The organism is Thioalkalivibrio sp. XN8 (genome assembly GCF_011058255.1).
Classification (GTDB): domain Bacteria; phylum Pseudomonadota; class Gammaproteobacteria; order Steroidobacterales; family XN24; genus XN24.
The window spans coordinates 159,156-177,837 of the sequence record NZ_JAALFH010000067.1; the positions used below are offsets into that span (position 1 = coordinate 159,156).

The window sequence follows — 18,682 nt, forward strand, 5'->3', positions numbered from 1 at the left end:
CTACAAGGCAACCTGGAAGCGGAACATCAGGATTGAACCGTCCTCGTCGATGCCGTCACTGTTGGGCGCGGCATCGTAGCGGCTGTAGTTGAGGCTGGTCCGCAAGTTCTCGGTCAGGTACAGCGACACTGCGGCCGTGACCTGCGTCTGTTCCCCGCCCGTGACGAGCCCGTCATCGAGATCCAGCATGCTGTAGCGGAGGGAGAGTTCGAGGGCGCCCCAGTCGCCTTTCGGGCGCACCGCCGTCGGCACGCCGCGGGAACGGCTGTAGCGGTAGCGCTCCCCGGTTGCCAGCCAGCTCGCCTGGACATAGCCGCCGCTGAAGTCCGCGTCGCTGGGCCCGCCGTCCAGGCTCATGAGCATGTACTCGGTCTGCAGCCGCACATTGTCCAGGATGGCCATCAGCTCCAGCCCGGTGGTGGAGAGGCTGTCGACGCCGGCAATGCCGCCGGTGTCCACCAGGCGCTCATCGGTAAGCCGCGATTCCGGGCGCGCCCGGATGCGCACCTCCGCGTTGGAGTCTATCGAGCGGTACTCGTGGGCGAGACCGAAGTGCAGCACCTGGCGCCGCTTGCGGATGGGCGCATAAGTGAACCGGCCGATAACCGAGGTTCCGTCGGCGGTGCGCCGGTCGAGATCACTGAGTTCGTCGCCGAACACGCCCGCCGTCGCGCTCCAGTTCTTCCCCCAGGTCCTGGCGGCAACACCCGTGAGCATCGCGGGACTCAGGGCGGAAGCGAGCGACCGTTCCAGGAAAGCGAGGTCGTTCGAGCTCGACAGCTCGTCCAGGGAAAAGGGCGCCACCTGGTTGCCTGCGGTGACCCGCACGCGCTGCCAGCCGCCGTAGCGCACGTACAGGCTGCGCCAGCCGTCCACCAGGCCCAAGTCGTAGTCGGCGCGAAACTGCCAGTCGTCGTAGCCGGCGCGCAGTATCAGGCGCGCCCGCCGGAAGTCCTGGTCGTCCTCGAGCAAGGTGACATCGTCGCTGAAGCGGGCCAGGTCGTAGTGGATGCGGGCGCCGAGACGCAGGTAGCGATCGTCGTCCCAGGCTACTTTCGCGCCGTCTTCCAGCGTGACCGAAGTCTCTGCCCCCTGGGCGGCCACCGCAGGTGCCAGGGCAAGAGCGGCGATCACCAGGTAACGATTCCAGGGACTTTGCATCATCATCTCCATGAGTTCGGTAGGTTTGTCAGTGGGCGGCGACGCGCGTGGCGTCGACGGGCCGATGGTGTTCTTGCCGGCTGCGCCACAGGTCGTCGCAAAAGCGGGTGACGAGTTCATGCATGCGCCCACGCTCGTAGCATTCCTGCCAGTCGTGCCCCGCGCCGGGCACGACGACGAGCCGGCAGGCCGGCGCCTGGCCGGTTTTCTCGCTCGCGCGGTTGACGGCAGCCGCCCAGGCCGTGGCGCGGGCGAGACGGTTATCGCCCTGCTCGCGGTCCAGCACCTGGTTGGCACGCAGCGACGGGTCGCGTTCCACGTCCCGGTCGCCGACAAGGACACATTTCGGCAGCTGCAGGAAGGCCGCGAAGTCGATCACCAGCGACCCGGGCAGTCGGCCGGGCGCGAGTCCGTAGGGGAAGCTCGCCGCGGCGGTCGGGAAGGTGTACCAGCCTGCCGCAGCCAGGGCCATGCCGGCGACGCGCTCCGCGCGCACGAGGGCATAACGGTGGGCGAACTGGGCGCCCCCGGAGAACCCGTACAACAGGCAAGGCCGGTGGCCGACGGTCTCGTCGAGGATGGCGTCCAGCGCTGCCGTCGGGTGCAGCGTGCGGTTCGACGACTTGAGCCGCTGGTAGCCGCGGTAACGGCGGCGATCGAACAGCGGCGCCAGCAGCTCGGTGCCAGTTCGTTCGGCCCAGTCCATGAAGGCTGCCAAATGGCCCTCCGCATCCCGGCTGATGCCGTGCACGCAAACCAGCGGAGGACGCTGGGGGTCCGGGTTGCGGGGCAGGAATCGCAGGTAACGGGTGCGGTGGTCGATTGCCAGGCGGTGTGTTGCCGGGATGCCTGCGGGCAGGGGTGAACGGGTCACGCGGCGCCTCCTAGGCCACGGCCGCCGCCGGCCGGCGGCGGTCGCTGGCCACGGCGCCGTCTGCCCCCAGTTCGATCACGCGCTCGGCCGCATCCAGCAGGCGCGGGTCGTGGGTGACGATGATGACCGTGCCCGGGAAAGCGGCGATGACGCTGCGCAGCACCTCGAGGCTCTCGGCATCCAGGTGATTGTCGATCTCGTCCAGCAGCAACACGCTGGGTTCGGGCCACAGCGCCCGGGCCAGTGCCAGGCGCTGACGCTCCCCGCTGGACAGGTTGAGGCCGGCCTCCGCGATACGGGCCGGAGAATCGCCGCCGTTCTCCACGAGATGTTCCAGCCGGCAGCGCCGCATCAGCGCGCGGCAGGCCTCAGCCGTCATGCCCCGGCTGCGGTAACTCGCGTTGCGCCGCACCGAGCCACGAATGAGCGGGAGATCCGGGCCGACGATCGCGATGTGTTGTCTCAGGTCGCGGTTGCGCACCAGGGCAAGGTCCTGGCCGCCGAGCCGCACCCGGCCGGCCACCGGCGCCTGCAGCCGGGCCGTGACCGCGAGCAGCGAACTCTTGCCGCAGCCGTTCGGGCCGGTGATGACCGTGACGCTGCCGGGCTCGAGGGCCAGGTCCAGCGGCGTGCCGCCCGGGCAGGCCACCACGCCTTCGTAGCGCAGTTCGCCGCCGGGCCGGCGCAGCCGCCGGCCGTTGCGCACGCCGGGAAGCTGCGGCCAGCGAAAGAACGCGCTGATCCGCTCCCGGGCGACCGCTGCGGCCTGCCAGTATTCGAACACGCGCCCGAGATCCCGGATCGGTGTCGTGAGCCAGGCGACGATCGTGAGCGCGGCCACCATCTCACCCGCCTGCAGTCGCGCGGCGCCGATGATGAGGACGGCCAGCAGGGCGCCCGAGCCGAGCAGCTGCACCAGGCTTCGCGCCCGCCCGACGAGCACTGCGCGGTCACAGGCGGCCTCGATGACCTTCTCGCCGCGCGTATCGAGACGCCGCTGCTCGCGCAGCTCCTTGCCGTGCGCCTGCACCGAGGGGGCGGCGCCCATCATCTCGGTGACGAAACGTGCCAGTTGGCCGCGGCGGTTACGGAGTTCGCGGTTGGCGTCCGCCAGCGGGCGTGCCAGGAGGGCGGCGCCGATCGCACCGGCGCCCACCAGAACGGCCGCGGTGATGCCCAGCACCGGGTCCATCCAGCCCAGTACGGCCACGGAAGCCACCAGCATGGGCAGCGCCACGATGAGCTGCGCCAGGCCGCGGCTGATCCAGGACTTGATCGCCTGCAGGTCGCCCACGAAACGCACCAGCGCGCCCCCTTTCGGGCGCTCGCTGAGATCACGCGACGGCACGGCCAGCAGGTGATCGAACAGCCGCAGGCGCACGCCATGGACGAAGCGCTGGCCGAGCGCCTCGCCGTCGACGCGCTCGCGACCGCGGAGCCAGGCGCCGCCGAGCGCGGCCGCGACGAGCACCGCTATCGTCACCGCGCCCAGCCCGGAATTGATCGCCGCGCGGGCGCCCAGCGCGAGCGCTACGGTGCAGGCGGCCTGGGCGACGGCGTTGGCCAGCAGCGCCGCGAAATGCCATGGCGCGGCGGCGGCCGCCGCGCGGACGTCGAGCGGGAGCGACTCAGCCGGCGCGGGCATTGCACAGCTCCGCGCCGCGAGCGTCGCGGGCCAGGAGGGAACGGGAGACATAGCGATCTGAAAGGCCGTCGAGACCGATCACCGGTTGCTGCACCAGGTCACCCGCCTCCCGCATCGCCAGCGGCGCCGCGGTCAACACGCCGGACACGGCCAGCACTTCGTGGCCGCGCTGTTCCAGCCAGTCCACGCCGGCCTTCGCGCCCATGGCGTCCTGGGCGCAGAACACGACCCCGTCGATGGCATGCCGGAACCAGGCCGCGCTGAGGAGCCATGCGGTTTCCGCCTGGACCAGCCCGTCGGCGACCTCGAGCACCGCGACGTCAAGCTCATGGCGCCCGAGTTCCGCACTCAGGGTCTCCACGATCCGCCGGATCGCCGGCTCGCCGACGCGATAGGTAGAAACATGCCCTGCGTCGGTGAAATCCAGTACCACGGCTGCGCCGGCGTCCTGCATCAGGAAATAGTCGTTGCAGGCGCCGGTCCCCGTGACCTTGGCAGCGCCTACGCGCAGGCCGGCGCGACTGAGCCCGCGCACCAGGTGAGCACCGGCCGTAGTCTTGCCGGAGTCCATCGAGGTCCCGGCAACGACGATCAGGCGAGGGCGCGGGACCTCGCTCCGCTGCGGCTGCAGCGCGTAGTGCCGGAGGTTGAGGGCGCGGCCGTCGGCGTCCCCGAGTATCCCCAGCACCTCGATCTCGGTCGGGCCGCGCTGGATCCGCTGGTGCCAGTTCACCGCCTGCGCGGCCACGCCGCCCGAGGCGACGAGGTGGCACGGGCCGATGGTAGCCGGGACGTAGGCTTCGAACTGCTGGGGCGCATACCGGTCGCCGTAGCAGACCACGATCTCGTCGCCGTGAAAGAGCTGGACCCGGCGGCCGTTGGCGCACTGCAGCTTGGCGTGGTGGCGCAGGCGCTTGACGCGGGCCAGCACCACGTCGCCGGCCCGGGGCGCGGCCTTCGTGAGCAGGGTTCGGGCGTCTCCCAGTTCCACCCGCCGGGTGACGAACGCGGCCCGCGCAGCGGCCAGGCGCTCCTTGGCGAGGGGTAGCGCCTGGCCGGCGGGGCTGGTGGTATCCGCCTCCCCGGGACACGGCTCGCACGCGATATTCGAGATCGAGGCTTCACTGGTCATGAGGCGGACTTCCTTTTGGCCGGCGCTTGCCGGGAGGGGGCAGGTCAGGGGTGAAAGTTCATATGTGGGGAGAATAACCCCAAATATGAAATAGTCAACCCCCGGGCGATAAAAAAAGGGCGCCCAAAGGACGCCCTTCTTCACGACCGGGGTCTCGTGCGTGGTTACAGTTCCCCGGTCACCCAGTAATCGATGCGCGCGGCGTTCGCGGCGATGTAGTCGCTCACGGCCTGCTCGTAGGAGGTTTCCTGGGCTTCGTACATGGCGGCCTGCAGGTCATCGATCGGGATCTGCATGCGTGACAGGAAGGAGGCCACCTCGACATTCTCCTGGTAGAAACCCATCCGGGCCACTGCGTGCACGCGCTCGAAGCTGCCCAGCACGCCCTCTGGGTCTTCCAGGTAACGCAGGTCATAGGCGCCGAATTTCCAGTGCGGGCTCCAGCCGGTCACCACGATCCACTCGTCGCGGCGCACGGCGCGCTGCAGGGCGGCGGTCATGCCGGCGCCTGATGAAACCTGGAGCTCATAGCCGTCGAGGCCGTACGCGTCGATGGCTTCACGGGACAGGCGGGTCAGGCCCGCGCCGGGATCGATCCCGGTGATGGTGCCGTCGAGCCGCTCGCGCACCTCGGGCTTGGCCAGGTCGGCAATGCTTTTCACCTCGCTCTCCGGCACGTAGTTCGGCACCGCCCAGCCAAGGCGCGCATGGGTGTACAGCAGGCCGAGGTTGACCGTCTTTGCGCCCACCCGTTCGACGTAATCGGCATGCGTGTCCGGCTGCCAGGACATCAGCATCACGTCGATGCTGCCGGTCGAAAGCCCCTGGTACTGGGGAGCGATGTCGGTCTGCATCAGTTCGACCTCACGGCCGAAGCGATCTTCGATCACTCGCGCAGCCAGCTTGGTGACGAACTCGGCGTCCGACCAGGCGGTCCAGCCGATCTTGATGGGTTCCTGGGCCATCGCCTGCGCCCCCGCGCCCAGCGTCAGCGTGGCGATGATGAATAGCTTGCGGAAAATGCGTCCTGTCATGGAACGTCCCTCTTGTCGCTTGAATGGAACAGGCCAGCGCCCGGCGCTCAATGCGGATTGCGCCGCTCCGCGCCGAAGCTCTGGGTGATGCGATCCAGCAGGATCGCGAGGAGCACGACGCCGAGGCCACCCTCGAAGCCGAGCCCGACATCCAGGCGCTGGATGCCGGTGAGTACCGTGTTGCCGAGGCCGCCGGCGCCGATCATGGAGGCGATCACCACCATCGACAGGGCCAGCATGATGGTCTGGTTGACGCCGGCCATGATGGACGGCATTGCCAGCGGCAGCTGGACCTTGAACAGCAGCTGGCGAGGAGTGCAGCCGAAGGCGAGCCCGGCTTCGACGTTTTCCTCGCTGACCTGGCGAATGCCGAGGTTGGTCAGCCTGACGGCGGGCGGCATGGCGAAAATAAGGGTGGCGATCGCGCCCGGCACTTTGCCGAGCCCGAAAAAGATCGCGGCGGGAATGAGGTAAACGAACGGCGGCATGGTCTGCATGAAGTCCAGCACCGGGCGGATCACCATCTCCACCCCGTCGCTGCGGGCCATCGCGATCCCGATGGGAATGCCGATGATCAGCGCCAGCAGGCTCGAGCCGATCACCAGCGCCAGGGTCGAGATGGTCTCGTCCCAGATCTGCATGCCGAAAATGAGGATCATGGACACGGCCGCGAAGACCCCGAACCGCCAGCCGACGCGCCACCCCGCCAGGAGCACGATCGCCAGCGCCAGTCCGAGCGGCGGCAGCGCCAGCAATCCGTCCTCGAAGCCGTCGATGACGAAGGTGAGGCCGTCCGAGATCCCGTCCAGCACGCCGGTGAGGTTGTCCTGGATCCACTCGACGCCGCCCTGCACCCAGTCGCCGATGGGGATCGTGAATTGGTCCTGTGCGCGCGCCACGGCTCAGCCTGCCTTGTCGAGTGTCTGGAGGAGGATCTTGCGATCGATGATGCCGAGGTAGGTGCCGTTCTCATCGACCACGGGCACCGGCTGCTCGCTGCCCGCGACCAGCGACAGCACCTCCGACAGCTCCATGTTCTTCGGTGCGGGTGCGACGCCGGGGATGAAGGCCTGGTCCCATTTGGGCTCGCGGCCTGCCCGTTCGGCCGTGGCCAGCGTGTTGACGCTCACCAGCCCGCGGAACTTGCGGCCGCGGTCGAGTACCACGGCCAGGTTGCGATGGTGGTCGCGCAGCTGCGCGAGGGCGGCGCGGACGTTGACGCCCGGGCGCTCGAAGACCGTCAGGGCCTTGTTCTCGGCGATATCGCCCGCGCTGAAGACCTTGCTGACGTCCACGCCGTAGAAGAAGGAGCGCACGTATTCGTTGGCCGGACGCGTGACGATCTCCTCGGGCGTGCCGATCTGCACCACCGCGCCGCCTTCCATGATCGCGATCCGGTCGCCGATCCGGATGGCTTCGTCGAGGTCGTGCGAGATGAAGACGATGGTGTGGGCCTCCTGCTCCTGCAGGCGCACCAGCTCGTCCTGCATTTCGGTGCGGATCAGCGGGTCGAGAGCCGAGAACGCCTCGTCCATCAGCAGGATCGGGGCATCGGTGGCAAGGGCGCGCGCCAGTCCCACGCGTTGCTTCATGCCGCCGGAGAGTTCGTCGGGGTAGCTGTCGGCGAACGGCCGGAGGCCGACGGTTTCGAGCGCCCGCATGGCGCGCTCGCGGCGGTCCTCCCGCGGCGAACCGGAAACCTCGAGGCCGAAGGCGGCGTTGTCCACCACTGTCCGATGGGGCATGAGGGCGAAAGACTGGAACACCATGCTCATCTGGCGGCGACGCATCTCGATGAGCTCGCGCCGGCTCATCTGGGTGATGTCCTGGCCATCCAGCAGCACCCGACCGCGGGTCGGCTCGATGAGCCGGTTCAGCATGCGGACCAGCGTGGACTTCCCGGAGCCGGACAGGCCCATCACGACGAAGACCTCGCCGTCGCGAATGCTGAAATTGGCGTCCTGCACGCCGACGGTCGTACGGGTCTGCTCGAAGATCTCGTCTTTGGACAGGCCCTGCTCGAGAAGGCGCAGCGCCTTCTCGGGTTCCGGACCGAAGATCTTGTAAAGATCCTCGATGACGAGTTTCTCGGTGGCCGGAGTCTCGCTCATTCCACTGTCGTGGACGGGACCCGCGCGGCCGATGGTGCCAAGGCTACGAGGATGGGTCTGCGACCGTAAGGTTCGAATTCAACCGCGCTAGGATAGCAGTTCCGGCTGCAGCCCGCAGCGATGCGCCGCTTCAGTCGCGCGCTGCGCGCTGCACGTGCTCTTCCAGTCGGCGGCGGAGCTCCTGCGCGGCCGGCGCCGCCTGTTCGAGTACCTGGTCGATGCGGTTGAAATCGAGCAGACGGATGCCGCTGGTATCCACCTTGATGTAGATATCCGGCGGATCCCCGGCGAGTCGCAGCGCGATGAGCGACTGCTGCATGATCTCGAAGGTCTTGAACAGCATCTCGAGCATGCCCGGCGAGGCCTCGTCATCGCCGGCCCGGCGCGACCCGGTCACGTCGACTGCCACGACGATGTCGTGCCTGCCCTGGAGCAGGTCGAAGGGCAGCGGGTTCGACGTGCCGCCATCGACGAGGAGGGCGCCGCCGCGTTCGACGGGCGCGAACAGCGCGGGCACGGCCATGCTGGCGGCCAGCGCCGGGAACAGCTCGCCCTCGCTGATGACCCGGGTTTCGCCAGTCCAGTAATCGGTGGCCACGACACTGAGCTCGATCTCGAGGTCGGCGAAGGTCCGGGCCTCGATCTTGCCGCCCAGGAACTCCAGGAAGCCGTCGATATCCACCAGGCCCCCGTTGATCAGGTCCGTCTCCAGCAGGCCGGTGACGGGGCTGCCGCCGTCGGCCTCCAGCAGCCCGGACAGCAGGTCCAGGCGCGAGCCGCCGAACTCGCGAAACACCGCCCCGATTTCAGCGGCGTCGAGCCCGCCGGCATAGAGGGCGCCCATCACCGCGCCGATGCTGGTGCCGGCGATGGCCTGCGGACGCAACTCGAGCTCGTCGAAGACCTCGAGCATGGCGATGTGGGCCAGGCCTGCCGCGCCCCCGGAGCCGAGCGCGAGGCCGATGGAGGGCGCCGGCGGGGCAGCGGAGGCGAAGAGGGCAGCCGGCCCGGGGGCCGCTGCCAGGACGACGGCGAACAGCAAGGCGAGCCGCCGGCAGCAGGCGCGCTCAGCCGGCATCGCGGGGTACGAGGGCCTGGCGGATGTCCCCCCCGGCCGGCGCCTGGAATACCCGCAACCCGAACTCCGGCAGGATGGCGTACAGGTGGTCGAAGATGTCGGCCTGGATGCTCTCGTATTCGGCCCAGGCCGTGGTGCTGGTAAAGCAGTAGATCTGCAGCGGCAGGCCTTCGGGCCCCGGCTGGAGCTGGCGCACCATGCGGGTCAAGCCCTGGTGCACGCGCGGGTGCGCCGCCAGGTAGGCGGCGATGTAGGCACGGAAGGTGCCAATGTTGGTGACCCGGCGCGTATTAACGGGGTCGCGCCCCTCCGCCAGGAGGCGCTGGTTGTAGTCCTCCAGCTCCTTCTTCTTGCGGTCCAGGTACTCGTCGATCAGCGCGAAGCGGCGCATGCGGTCGCGCTCCTCGTCGCTCAGGAAGCGGATCGAGCCCTGGTCGATGTACAGCGCCCGCTTGATGCGCCGCCCGCCGGCTTCGCTCATCCCGCGCCAGTTCTTGAAGCTCTCGTTGATCAGGCGCCAGGTCGGGATGGTGGTGATGGTCTTGTCCCAGTTCTGCACCTTGACCGTGTGCAGGGCGATGTCGATGACGTCGCCGTCGGCGTTCAGGGCCGGCATCTCCAGCCAGTCGCCGACCCTCAGCATGTCCTGGCCGGACAGCTGGACCGAGGCGACGAAGGAGAGGATGGTGTCCTTGAACACCAGCAAGAGCACAGCGGTCATGGCGCCGAGGCCGGACAGCAGCAGCAGGGGCGAGCGGTCGATCAGCACCGCGAGCACCAGGATCGCCGCGACGATGAAGGCGACGAGCTTGACCAGCTGCAGGTAGCCCTTGATGGGCTTGTTGCGGGCCCGGACCGGATTCGCGGCCTCGTAGATATCGCCGAGCGCGTTGAGCAGGTTCCCGAAGGCCAGCGCCACCGTGAGGATCATGTACGCGCTGGCCACGCTGCGGGTCACGAGCGCGGCCGCCTCCGGTACCCCGGGCACATGCGGGATGCCGAGGTAGATGACCACGGCTGGGACCACGTGGGCGAGGCGCGAGATCACCCCGCGCCCCAGCAGGGCATCGTCGTAGCGCGTGGAGGAGGCGGCGACCGCCCGGCCGACCAGCCGCAGCAGGACGCGCCTGGTCAGCCAGTCGGCGGCAAAGGCCAGCAGGAGAAGGCCGGCAAGGAACACCGTGCTTTCGAGCCACGGTGTTCCCTGCAGGCGGACGAGCCAGCCTGGGCCCTCGGGCACGCCTCAGGCCTCGCAGGCGCGGCGCATCAGGGCGCCGAAGGGGCCTCGCCCGACGAGGGCCCCCCGGGGCCGATGTGATTCTCGAAAAAGGCCAGCATGGACTCGTAGAGATCCACGCGGTTGGGCACCTGGTAGAAGCCGTGCCCTTCCTTCTCCTTGATCATCCACTCGTAGTCCTTGCCGATCTTGTCCAGCGCGTCGCGCAGGCGGTATGAGTGACCGACGGGCACGCGCACGTCGTCTTCACCGTGGACGATGAACAGCTCGGCCTTGATCTTCTCGACATGGTGCACCGGCGAGTACGGGCGCAGCGACTCCGGCGTCGGGCCGACCGCCGAGCTCATGAAACGCTCGAAGTTCTCGCGCGACTCGCGGCCGAAATTCCGCGAAAAGTCCGAGCCGTCGCCTTCGCGGAACCAGGTCAAGTCGTAAACGCCGACGTAGCCCACGCCGCAGGCATAGAGATCGGGCTCCTTGATCACGCCCATCAGGGTGGCGTAACCGCCGTAGCTGCCGCCGTAGATGCAGACGCGCTCGGGATCGGCGATGCCCTGCTCGATGGCCCAGCGCGTCGCATCGGTGACGTCGTCCTGCATCTTGCCGCCCCACTCGCGCCAGCCGGCCTGCTGGAAGTCCGTCCCGCGGTTGCCCGAACCGCGGAAGTTGACCTGCAGGGTGGCGTAGCCGTGCTGGGCGAAATACTGGGCCTCGTCGTTGAAACCCCAGGAGTCGTAAATGCCGAAGGGACCGCCGTGCACGTTGACGATGAGCGGCAGGTTCTTCTTGGCGTCCTTCGGCCGCGTCAGCAGCGCATGCAGCACGAGTCCGTCCCGCGCGGTGATCCGCACCGGCTCCATGGGAACCAGCTTGTCCTTGTCGATGTCGGGATGGGAGGAGGAGAGGAACTCTACCTTGCGCGCTTCGCTGTCGAACAGAAAGAACTCCGGCGGCCGCCGGTCGCCGGTCACGGCCAGGGTGGAGAGCCGGCCGTCGCGCGTCGTGGAAGTAATGAAGACGTTGTCGTCCGGGAAGGCGTTGAGCAGCCCGACCAGCAGGCCGGCCTCGGTGGCCAGCGCCTCCACCTGGTCGTCGAACAGGGCATAATCCGCCGGCCCGAACACGCTGTAGGCGCCGAGGACCTTGCGGCCCGGTGTATACAGCAGGCCCCGCGCGTCGGACTCGTCGTCCCGGAACATGAGCTCGATGTCGCCGGTTTCGAAGTCGTAGCGGAACACGCCCATCGTATCGTTCTGTGGCATGTCGTGGTTTGAGGAGAAATAGATCTGGGTGTTGTCGGCCGAGAATCCCATGAAATTCACCATGGGCCGGGGACGCTGGCTGGGAAGGTCCACCGTCTCCCACTTACCCTCCTTCTTGACGTACAGCCGGATGTCGACGTCGTCGAGCGTGTCGCCGACCTTGACCGCCACGGCGCCGCGCAGGTTGCCGTCGTTGTCGGCCACCAGGCCGGCCATGTCCGGGTCGAGCGGCTGGTCGTCGAGAAACGTCAGGTCGCCGTCGTAGATGTCCAGCAGGTTGCCCTTGGGCTCGCCGTCGTCGCCGAAATGATAGCGCGCGATCAGGATGTGCCGCGGGTCGTCCGGCAGGGTATCGAGGATCTGGTAACCGGAGAACCCCGCTTCGAAGATCTGCTGCCGTTGCGTGCCATCGACATTAGCGGCATACAGCGAGGGCGGGCGCCGGGCGAAGAGTCGGTCGAGACTTCCAGTAACTTCGTTGACGCTCATCACCAGACGGGAATCGCTGGCCCAACCGAAACTGGTGACATGCATGTTCTCGCCAAAGCCGAAGGACGTGAGGATCTTCTTGCTCTCCCGCTCCATGACGCCAAGCTTGACCTCCGTGTCCTCCTCGAAGGTAAAGGCCAGGTGCTTGCCGTCGGGCGAGATCACAACCGACCGGACCAGCGCGTTGCCGAACATGATTTCGGCGGGGATCGTCTCCTCCGCCAGCGCGGGTGTGACAAAAAACGCGACGAGCGCGAGCACGAGAATCAGGAACTTCTTATGCATCGGGGCTTACCTATTCCACGTTGACGACGGGATACCTGCGGCCGGGAATTGTATAGCATCCCGGGCCGCGAGGCCCGAAGACTAAGAGTGGCGCAGGTGCGCCGGGGTTCCCCCCGCGCCTCAGCGCAGGACCCCGCGGGTGGTCATGGACTTGCTGTACCACACCAGCAGGACGCCGATGACGACGATGAGGCCGGAGAACACCACGCCGCCGTTGCCCATCATGGCGGCGCCGTCCGACAGCAGGAAGCTGTGGACAGTGCTGGCGAGCATGGCCACGAGTGAGATGGTGAACAGCAGGTAGGCCAGCCGGCGGCGGAGCAGCAGGGCGATCGAGCCGAACAGGGCGAACCACACCGCGCACGCCCAGGCCGCGACGGCCCAAGCCGGGAAACCATAGAAATAGTCCAGCTGTTCCTGGGTGAACTGGCTCATGTAGCCTTCGAGCCGGAGCTGGGTCGCGACGTAATCGAAGGCGCCCACGGCGTTCCACAGCAGCGCCAGTACGCCGACGACCCACAGGTGGGCCGGGGTCCTGCTGCGCTGCGGCGTTGCGGTGTCGTTCATCGGCTGCCTCCGCGCGCTAGTGTACGTCGCGCGGCTCCTCCGGCGAAACATTGCCGGGGCCGGGCACGGTGGGCGCCGCCAGCGCCTCGGCGAGCAGGTGGGCGCTCAGCCCGCCCATCCGCGCCGGGTCGCCGGGCAGGATGCGGGTGCGCACCGCCAGCGCCATGGCGACGGCCTGCAGCACGTCGCCGTTGCTCATCGGGCCGAGCTGGCGAATCTCGCGATCGAGCGTGGCGAGCACCGCGTCGAGCAGGTTGGCTACATGCACCGCCGAGCCGGTCTCGGGGTGGAGGGGGAAGTCGAAGTCGAACCGGTTGCCGCTCGCCGTGGTGGCGCGGTAGGGCAGTCGCTTGGGCATGTCGGGCTCCCGTGTCTGGTTTCCAGGCAAGGACTTCGCCCCCATGATGCCATTGGTGTCGCGCGCCTGGGTGAGCAGCGAGTTGCCATGCAGCCGGCCATGCGCCTATAGCGGATTGCGCGATGCTGCCCGGATCGCCTGCTCGAGCCCCGGGTCCCGTAGCGTGGGCACGCGCATGACGGCTGCACGGCCGACTCTCTCGATCGGGTCGAGGTAGCGGGCCGCTTTCCAGTACCACGGGCGGGTGGCGTAGTCGTCGAAGAAGACGAGTGTGCCGGGCCGCGCGTGGGCCGCGGTCGCCAGCGCGCAGGCCAGGCGAAAGCGCCCGTCGATGAGTACCAGGTCGGGCGCGAGGCCGAGCCGCCAGGGCGCGAGCGCGTAGTCACCCCAATGGCTGAGCGCGCCGAGGGTTTTCGGGAAGCCGAGATAGGCGGTCGGCCCGAGGTCAACGTGCACCGGGTTCCAGCTGATGGCTTTGCCCGCTTGCTCGACTACCCGTCCGACAGCCTCCAGGAAACGGCGGTCGGAGTCGACCCCGATGAGCGTCGCGGGTCCCGCCCGGGCCGCCAACTGGGTCGAGCCGCCGACACCGTATTCGAGGTAGGTATTGGAGCCCACCAGCAGCGAGGAGAGTCGGGCGGCCGCGTCGGCAGGCATCCAGGGGGAATCGGGCAGCTTCGGGGCGTTGTCTCGCATGGCCTCGGAAACAGGATAAACGGTTAACGCTGCCTGACCCAGATGACGAAATCATGAAAACGCCCGGTGGCCGGCCAGGCCGCAGCGGTCCGCGCGCCCTCCGGTTCGTCCGCAGGGGCAGTCGCGGTAGACTCCGGCGGTCAGGGCGCGTCGCCCGGATGGGGGAAATTGCGATGAGTGCTAAGGACCACAACCCGCCCGAGATCACGCGGCTGTGGCCGACCCTCATGCTGCGCCACCGCCTGCCGGGCGCCGAGCGGGCCAACCCGGTGCTGGTGAAGCTCCTGACCGGGCTGGACGAAGGCAAGGCGGAATTCACCACCGATTACCTGTCGGGCAACCTGTTCGACCACGAGCACCCCGCCATCGGCTGGCTCAAGAGCTGCGTGAACCGGGCCGTGCTGGACTACGCGAAGGCGGCCGGCGTCGACTACGAGCTGGATTTCTACCTGCAGGCCTGGGGCAACGTGAACCGCTTCGGCGATTACCACAACCTGCACAACCACCCGCATGCCTGGCTCAGCGGCACCTATTACGTGCAGGTGCCGGAGCCGAAGGCGCTGCCGGGGCGATCCGACCGCAACCCCGGCGCCATCAGTTTCTACGACCCGCGGCCGCAGGCGAACATGCTGGCCATCCGCGGCGATCCCCAGGTCGACCCGGAGCACCGGATCCTGCCGCAGGCGGGCGAGATCCTCGCCTGGCCGGCTTTTCTCCACCACCTGGTGCACCCGAACCTCTCCGACGAGCTCCGGGTGTCGATTTCCTTCAACGTGGTGTTGCGGATGCGGCGGGAATACCTGCCCTGAGGATTTCGAGCCGCGGCGTGCGCGTGCCCGCCAGTGCCTAGGCGGACGCGGCCGCCAGTTCGCCGCCGACACCGCGGCGGCGCTCGAGCTCGGCCCTGATCTCGTGGGCTCTCTCCTCCGTGATGGAGAAAGTGTAGATCGAGTAGATGGCGATCGCCGAGGCGAGGAAGGGGATGAAGGCGTCGAAAAAGCGCATCAGGTAGATGGTGCGTTCCGCCTGGGCCCCGCCGAGGGCCTCGTCGAAGCCGGTCGCGTTGAGCAGGAAGCCGCCCCCGGCGAGGGCCGCGGCCATGCCGAGCTTGACCATCCACCAGAAAATGGACCCGTACATGCCTTCCCGGCGCTCGTTCGTATCGAGCTCGTCGGCATCCACGACGTCGGCGATCATGGACGGCATCAGGGTGAACAGCGCGCCGAGCCCGAAGGCCATCAACGGCGCAGGGACGAGCACCAGCCAGGGGAGGTCCGGGTTGTAGCAGACCCACTTCAGGGCATAGCCGACCATCGAGACGCCGATCGCCAGGAAGAACGTCTTGCGCTTGCCGAGCCGGGTGCCGATCCAGGTCACCAGCACGATCACCACGAAGCTGGCGATGGCCTGGACGGTTCCGGCGGCGCCCGCGTATTTCGCGCCCGCCACCGTGTCGCCGCCCGCGACGTAATAGATGATGACGTAGAACTGGAAGGAGGCGATCAGCATGAAGCCGTTGAAGACCAGGAAGGTGGCCACGCAGAGCTTGACGAAGGGCTTGAACTTGAGCGAGAGCACGAAACCCTTGAGGAAGCACTTCAGGTTGCGCAGCAGGCTGGCGCCGAAAGTCTCCCGGGGAGCATGTCCGTCGCCGCAGGAATCCGCGATATCGGCCTTGAACCGCTCCCGCAGCAACAGGGCAGGCAGGACGCCCACGCCGGCGGCGATCAGGCCGATCATGATGGCGAGGCCCGCCGCGCCGTCTACCATGCCGTCGAAAAATCTCTCGTTCTGCATGAACAGCAGGAACCAGGGCGCGACGACATAGGCGAGCTGGCCGATGAAGTTCTGCGTGCCCATCAGGCGGGTGCGCTCGTGGTAGTCGGGCGTCAGCTCGTAGCCCAGCGCGACCCAGGGCGTGGCGAACATGGTGTAGGCGAGGTAGAACAGCACCGACCCGCCCAGGAAGAACCAGAAATAGAAGACCTCGCTGCGGCCCGCCGGCAGCTGCCAGAGGAGGGCGAAAAACAGCCCGGCCAGGATTGCGCCGCAGAAGATATAGGGCCGACGCCTGCCCCAGCGCGAGCGCGTGTTGTCCGAGATGTAACCCATCAGCGGGTCGGTGAAGGCGTCGGTAAGGCGGGGCAGGGCGGCGACCAGCCCGACCAGGGCGGGGTTCATCCCGAGGCCGATGTTCAGCACGATGACCATGCCGCCGATGGCGGCCGCCAGCAGGTTGTTGACGAACGCCCCGAGGCCGTAGACCACCTTGTGGTGGAAAGGTATCCGATCCCCCGGGGCCGTTTCGTAGTGCGTCATTATCGTTATGCCCTGGCCGCGATCCCCACATTGCGGCGTACCGCAGGAGCGATACTCCGCCAAATTGACAGCGCTGTCAAACATTGCTACAAGTCTTGACCCCCTTGGATTTCCGCAACAGATGAACGCGAGCCGCGCATACCCGTCTGGCCCGAGCGAGCCCATCGAGCAACTTGTCCAGGCGCTGCTCGCGCGCATGACCCTGGCCGAGAAGGTCGGACAGATGTGCCAGCGCAACGCCAGCGAGGGTCATCCGCCGGATTACCTCGGCGCGGACCTGCGCGCGGGCCAGGTCGGCGCGGTCCTCAATGTCGTGGAGGTCGACGCGGTCAACGAGCTGCAGCGCATCGCCGTCGAAGAGAGCCGGCTCGGCATTCCCCTGCTGGTGGGGCGGGACGTGATCCATGGCTTCCGGACGGTCATGCCGCTGCCGCTCGGCCAGGCGGCGAGCTGGAATCCCGGGCTGGTGCGCGAATGCGCCCGGATCGCGGCACGCGAGGCCGCGGGCGCCGGCATCAACTGGACCTTCGCCCCGATGATCGACATCGCGCGCGACCCCCGCTGGGGCCGCATCGCCGAGAGCTTTGGCGAGGACGTGTTCCTGGCCAGCCGGCTGGCGGCGGCGGCGGTCACGGGCTTCCAGGGCGAGGACCTTGCGGCTCCGGGGTCGCTGGCGGCCTGCGCCAAGCATTTTGCCGGTTACGGCGCGGCCGAGAGCGGGCGCGACTACGCCACGACGAGCATCCCCGAAGTGGAGCTGCGCAACGTGTACTTCCCCCCCTTCCAGGCGGCGATCGAAGCCGGGGTCCGCACCTTGATGCCGTCCTTCTGCGAACTCAACGGCGTGCCCTGCTCCGGCAACGAGTTCCTGCTGCGCGACGTGCTGCGCGGGGAGTGGGGCTTCGACGGGGTGGTCGTCAGCGACTGGGACTCTGTCCGCCAGCTGAAGGTCCACGGCCTGACTGCGGACGACCGGGCATCGGCGCTGGCCGCAGTGACCGCCGGGCTGGACCTGGAAATGGCAGGTGACGCTTATCGGAACCACCTGGCGTCGCTGGTGGAGTCGGGCGCCGTTGAGGAGGGCCTCCTCGACCAGGCGGTAGCCGGGATCCTCCGGCTGAAGTTCGAGCTCGGGCTGTTCGAGAATCCGTACACGGACCCGGCGCGCCTGCCGCCGCTGCTGGATGACGAGGCGCTGGCGACCGCCAAGCAGGCGGCCGCACAGAGCGCGGTGCTGCTGCAGAACCGCAACGGCGTGCTGCCGCTGAAGGCAGGGCGGCTGCAGGCGGTCGCCGTGATCGGTCCGCTGGCGGATGCGCCGCATGAGCAGCTCGGGACCTGGACCTTCGACGGCAGCGCGGCTGACGCCGTCACGCCGCGCCAGGCGATCGAGGCGCTGGCGGGCCCGGAGGTCCAGCTGCGCTTCGCCGCGGCGATGGCGAACTCCCGCAGCAGCGCCGGTCCCGGGTTCGACGAAGCGGTCGCGGCCGCGCGCGATTCGGACGTGGCGCTACTGTTCCTGGGCGAGGAGGCCATCCTCTCGGGCGAAGCCCATTCTCGCGCGGAGATCGGCCTGCCGGGCGCCCAGGAGGAACTGGTCAGGCGGGTGCGGGAAGCAGGACGGCCGGTGGTGGCCGTGGTGATGGCGGGCCGCCCGCTGACCCTGGCGGGTATCGTCGACCAGGTCGATGCGCTGCTCTTCGCATGGCACCCAGGGACGATGGGCGGGCCGGCCCTGGCGGAGCTGCTGTTCGGGGTGCAGTCGCCCTCAGGAAAGCTGCCGGTCACCTTCCCGCGCATGGTCGGCCAGGTGCCGATCTATTACAGCCAGAAGAACACCGGCAAGCCGCCGACGCCCGACCAGGTCGTCCACATCGACGACATCGACACCCATGCGCCACAGACTTCGATCGGCATGACCGCTTTTCACCTGGATGCCGGCTATCGGCCGCTGTTCCCCTTCGGCTTCGGCCTGTCCTACACCGAGTTCCACTACCGGGACATCCGGGCCAGTGCGCCCGAAATCGCGCTCGGGGAATCCGTGCGGATCAGCGCCGAACTCAGCAACCAAGGGCCGGTGGCGGCCGAAGAAGTGGTGCAGCTCTACGTGCGTGATCTCGTCGGCAGCATCACGCGCCCGGTGAGGGAGCTGAAGGGCTTCAAGCGCCTCCGGCTGGCGCCGGGGCAGACCGTGACCGTGGCTTTCGACTTGCACACCGACGAGCTCGCGTTCCACGGGCGCGACATGCGGCGCGTCACCGAGCCGGGCGAGTTCCGGGCCTGGATCGGCGGCAGTTCAGACACCGAGCTTGGCATCACGTTTCACATCAGGGGAGATACCTCGTCATGAAACCAGGGCACGGGATCGCAGCGATCATTATCGGACTGGCGCTGGGCGCATACGTCCCACCGAAGGAGGCTCCCGATGCGAGCG

The 18,682-nt window shown here is 68.1% G+C and carries 16 protein-coding genes; 2 read left to right on the forward strand and 14 right to left on the reverse strand.

Annotated features, from left to right (window positions below; all coding sequences use genetic code 11):
• The 13 genes from G6N75_RS12970 to G6N75_RS13030 all read right to left on the reverse strand — a co-directional run bounded on the left by G6N75_RS12970 (position 1) and on the right by G6N75_RS13030 (position 13,890).
• The gene (locus tag G6N75_RS12970; protein WP_165348790.1) at positions 1 to 1,161 is read right to left on the reverse strand and encodes a porin; all 1,161 of its coding nucleotides are present in this window, start codon (positions 1,159 to 1,161) and stop codon (positions 1 to 3) included.
• Between the two features lie 28 nt (positions 1,162 to 1,189).
• Positions 1,190 to 2,035: an alpha/beta hydrolase gene (locus tag G6N75_RS12975; protein WP_165348791.1), complete on the reverse strand. Its 846-nt coding sequence runs from the start codon at positions 2,033 to 2,035 to the stop codon at positions 1,190 to 1,192.
• Between the two features lie 10 nt (positions 2,036 to 2,045).
• The gene (locus tag G6N75_RS12980) at positions 2,046 to 3,680 is read right to left on the reverse strand and encodes an ABC transporter ATP-binding protein (protein WP_165348792.1); all 1,635 of its coding nucleotides are present in this window, start codon (positions 3,678 to 3,680) and stop codon (positions 2,046 to 2,048) included.
• Entirely contained in the window at positions 3,664 to 4,812 is a 1,149-nt protein-coding gene (locus G6N75_RS12985; RefSeq protein ID WP_206203122.1) for a hypothetical protein, read from the reverse strand. Before G6N75_RS12985 ends, G6N75_RS12980 begins: the two co-directional genes overlap by 17 nt.
• A 164-nt stretch (positions 4,813 to 4,976) precedes the next feature.
• On the reverse strand, positions 4,977 to 5,777 hold the full coding sequence (locus G6N75_RS12990; protein WP_240901154.1) for a glycine betaine ABC transporter substrate-binding protein: 801 nt from the start codon (positions 5,775 to 5,777) through the stop codon (positions 4,977 to 4,979).
• A 116-nt stretch (positions 5,778 to 5,893) separates the two neighbouring features.
• Complete coding sequence (locus G6N75_RS12995; protein WP_346765534.1) at positions 5,894 to 6,745, reverse strand: proline/glycine betaine ABC transporter permease; 852 nt, start codon at positions 6,743 to 6,745, stop codon at positions 5,894 to 5,896.
• 3 nt (positions 6,746 to 6,748) lie between these two features.
• Positions 6,749 to 7,957: a glycine betaine/L-proline ABC transporter ATP-binding protein ProV gene (proV, locus tag G6N75_RS13000; RefSeq protein WP_165348794.1), complete on the reverse strand. Its 1,209-nt coding sequence runs from the start codon at positions 7,955 to 7,957 to the stop codon at positions 6,749 to 6,751.
• 130 nt (positions 7,958 to 8,087) lie between these two features.
• The gene (locus tag G6N75_RS13005; protein WP_165348795.1) at positions 8,088 to 9,035 is read right to left on the reverse strand and encodes a patatin-like phospholipase family protein; all 948 of its coding nucleotides are present in this window, start codon (positions 9,033 to 9,035) and stop codon (positions 8,088 to 8,090) included.
• Positions 9,025 to 10,275, reverse strand: coding sequence for a mechanosensitive ion channel domain-containing protein (locus tag G6N75_RS13010; protein WP_165348796.1), 1,251 nt, complete (start codon positions 10,273 to 10,275; stop codon positions 9,025 to 9,027). The genes G6N75_RS13005 and G6N75_RS13010 overlap by 11 nt, the downstream gene beginning before the upstream one ends.
• Before the next feature lie 26 nt (positions 10,276 to 10,301).
• Positions 10,302 to 12,308, reverse strand: coding sequence for a S9 family peptidase (locus tag G6N75_RS13015; protein WP_165348797.1), 2,007 nt, complete (start codon positions 12,306 to 12,308; stop codon positions 10,302 to 10,304).
• A gap of 120 nt (positions 12,309 to 12,428) precedes the next feature.
• Positions 12,429 to 12,875 (reverse strand): hypothetical protein, encoded by a 447-nt coding sequence (locus G6N75_RS13020; protein WP_165348798.1) that lies wholly within the window; start codon positions 12,873 to 12,875, stop codon positions 12,429 to 12,431.
• 16 nt (positions 12,876 to 12,891) lie between these two features.
• Positions 12,892 to 13,233 carry a hypothetical protein gene (locus G6N75_RS13025; RefSeq protein ID WP_165348799.1) on the reverse strand — a complete coding sequence of 114 codons (342 nt, stop codon included), beginning with the start codon at positions 13,231 to 13,233 and terminating at the stop codon, positions 12,892 to 12,894.
• A gap of 105 nt (positions 13,234 to 13,338) precedes the next feature.
• Positions 13,339 to 13,890: a hypothetical protein gene (locus tag G6N75_RS13030; RefSeq protein WP_165348800.1), complete on the reverse strand. Its 552-nt coding sequence runs from the start codon at positions 13,888 to 13,890 to the stop codon at positions 13,339 to 13,341.
• Between the two features lie 212 nt (positions 13,891 to 14,102).
• Here G6N75_RS13030 and G6N75_RS13035 point away from each other — a divergent pair, with 212 nt between their 5' ends.
• Positions 14,103 to 14,738 carry a TIGR02466 family protein gene (locus tag G6N75_RS13035; RefSeq protein WP_165348801.1) on the forward strand — a complete coding sequence of 212 codons (636 nt, stop codon included), beginning with the start codon at positions 14,103 to 14,105 and terminating at the stop codon, positions 14,736 to 14,738.
• A 37-nt stretch (positions 14,739 to 14,775) separates the two neighbouring features.
• On the opposite strand, the gene G6N75_RS13040 is transcribed toward G6N75_RS13035, so the two are convergent.
• The gene (locus G6N75_RS13040; RefSeq protein ID WP_206203123.1) at positions 14,776 to 16,248 is read right to left on the reverse strand and encodes an MFS transporter; all 1,473 of its coding nucleotides are present in this window, start codon (positions 16,246 to 16,248) and stop codon (positions 14,776 to 14,778) included.
• Positions 16,249 to 16,369: 121 nt separating this feature from the next.
• Here G6N75_RS13040 and G6N75_RS13045 point away from each other — a divergent pair, with 121 nt between their 5' ends.
• On the forward strand, positions 16,370 to 18,598 hold the full coding sequence (locus G6N75_RS13045) for a glycoside hydrolase family 3 N-terminal domain-containing protein (RefSeq protein ID WP_165348802.1): 2,229 nt from the start codon (positions 16,370 to 16,372) through the stop codon (positions 18,596 to 18,598).
• Positions 18,599 to 18,682: the final 84 nt, after the last annotated feature.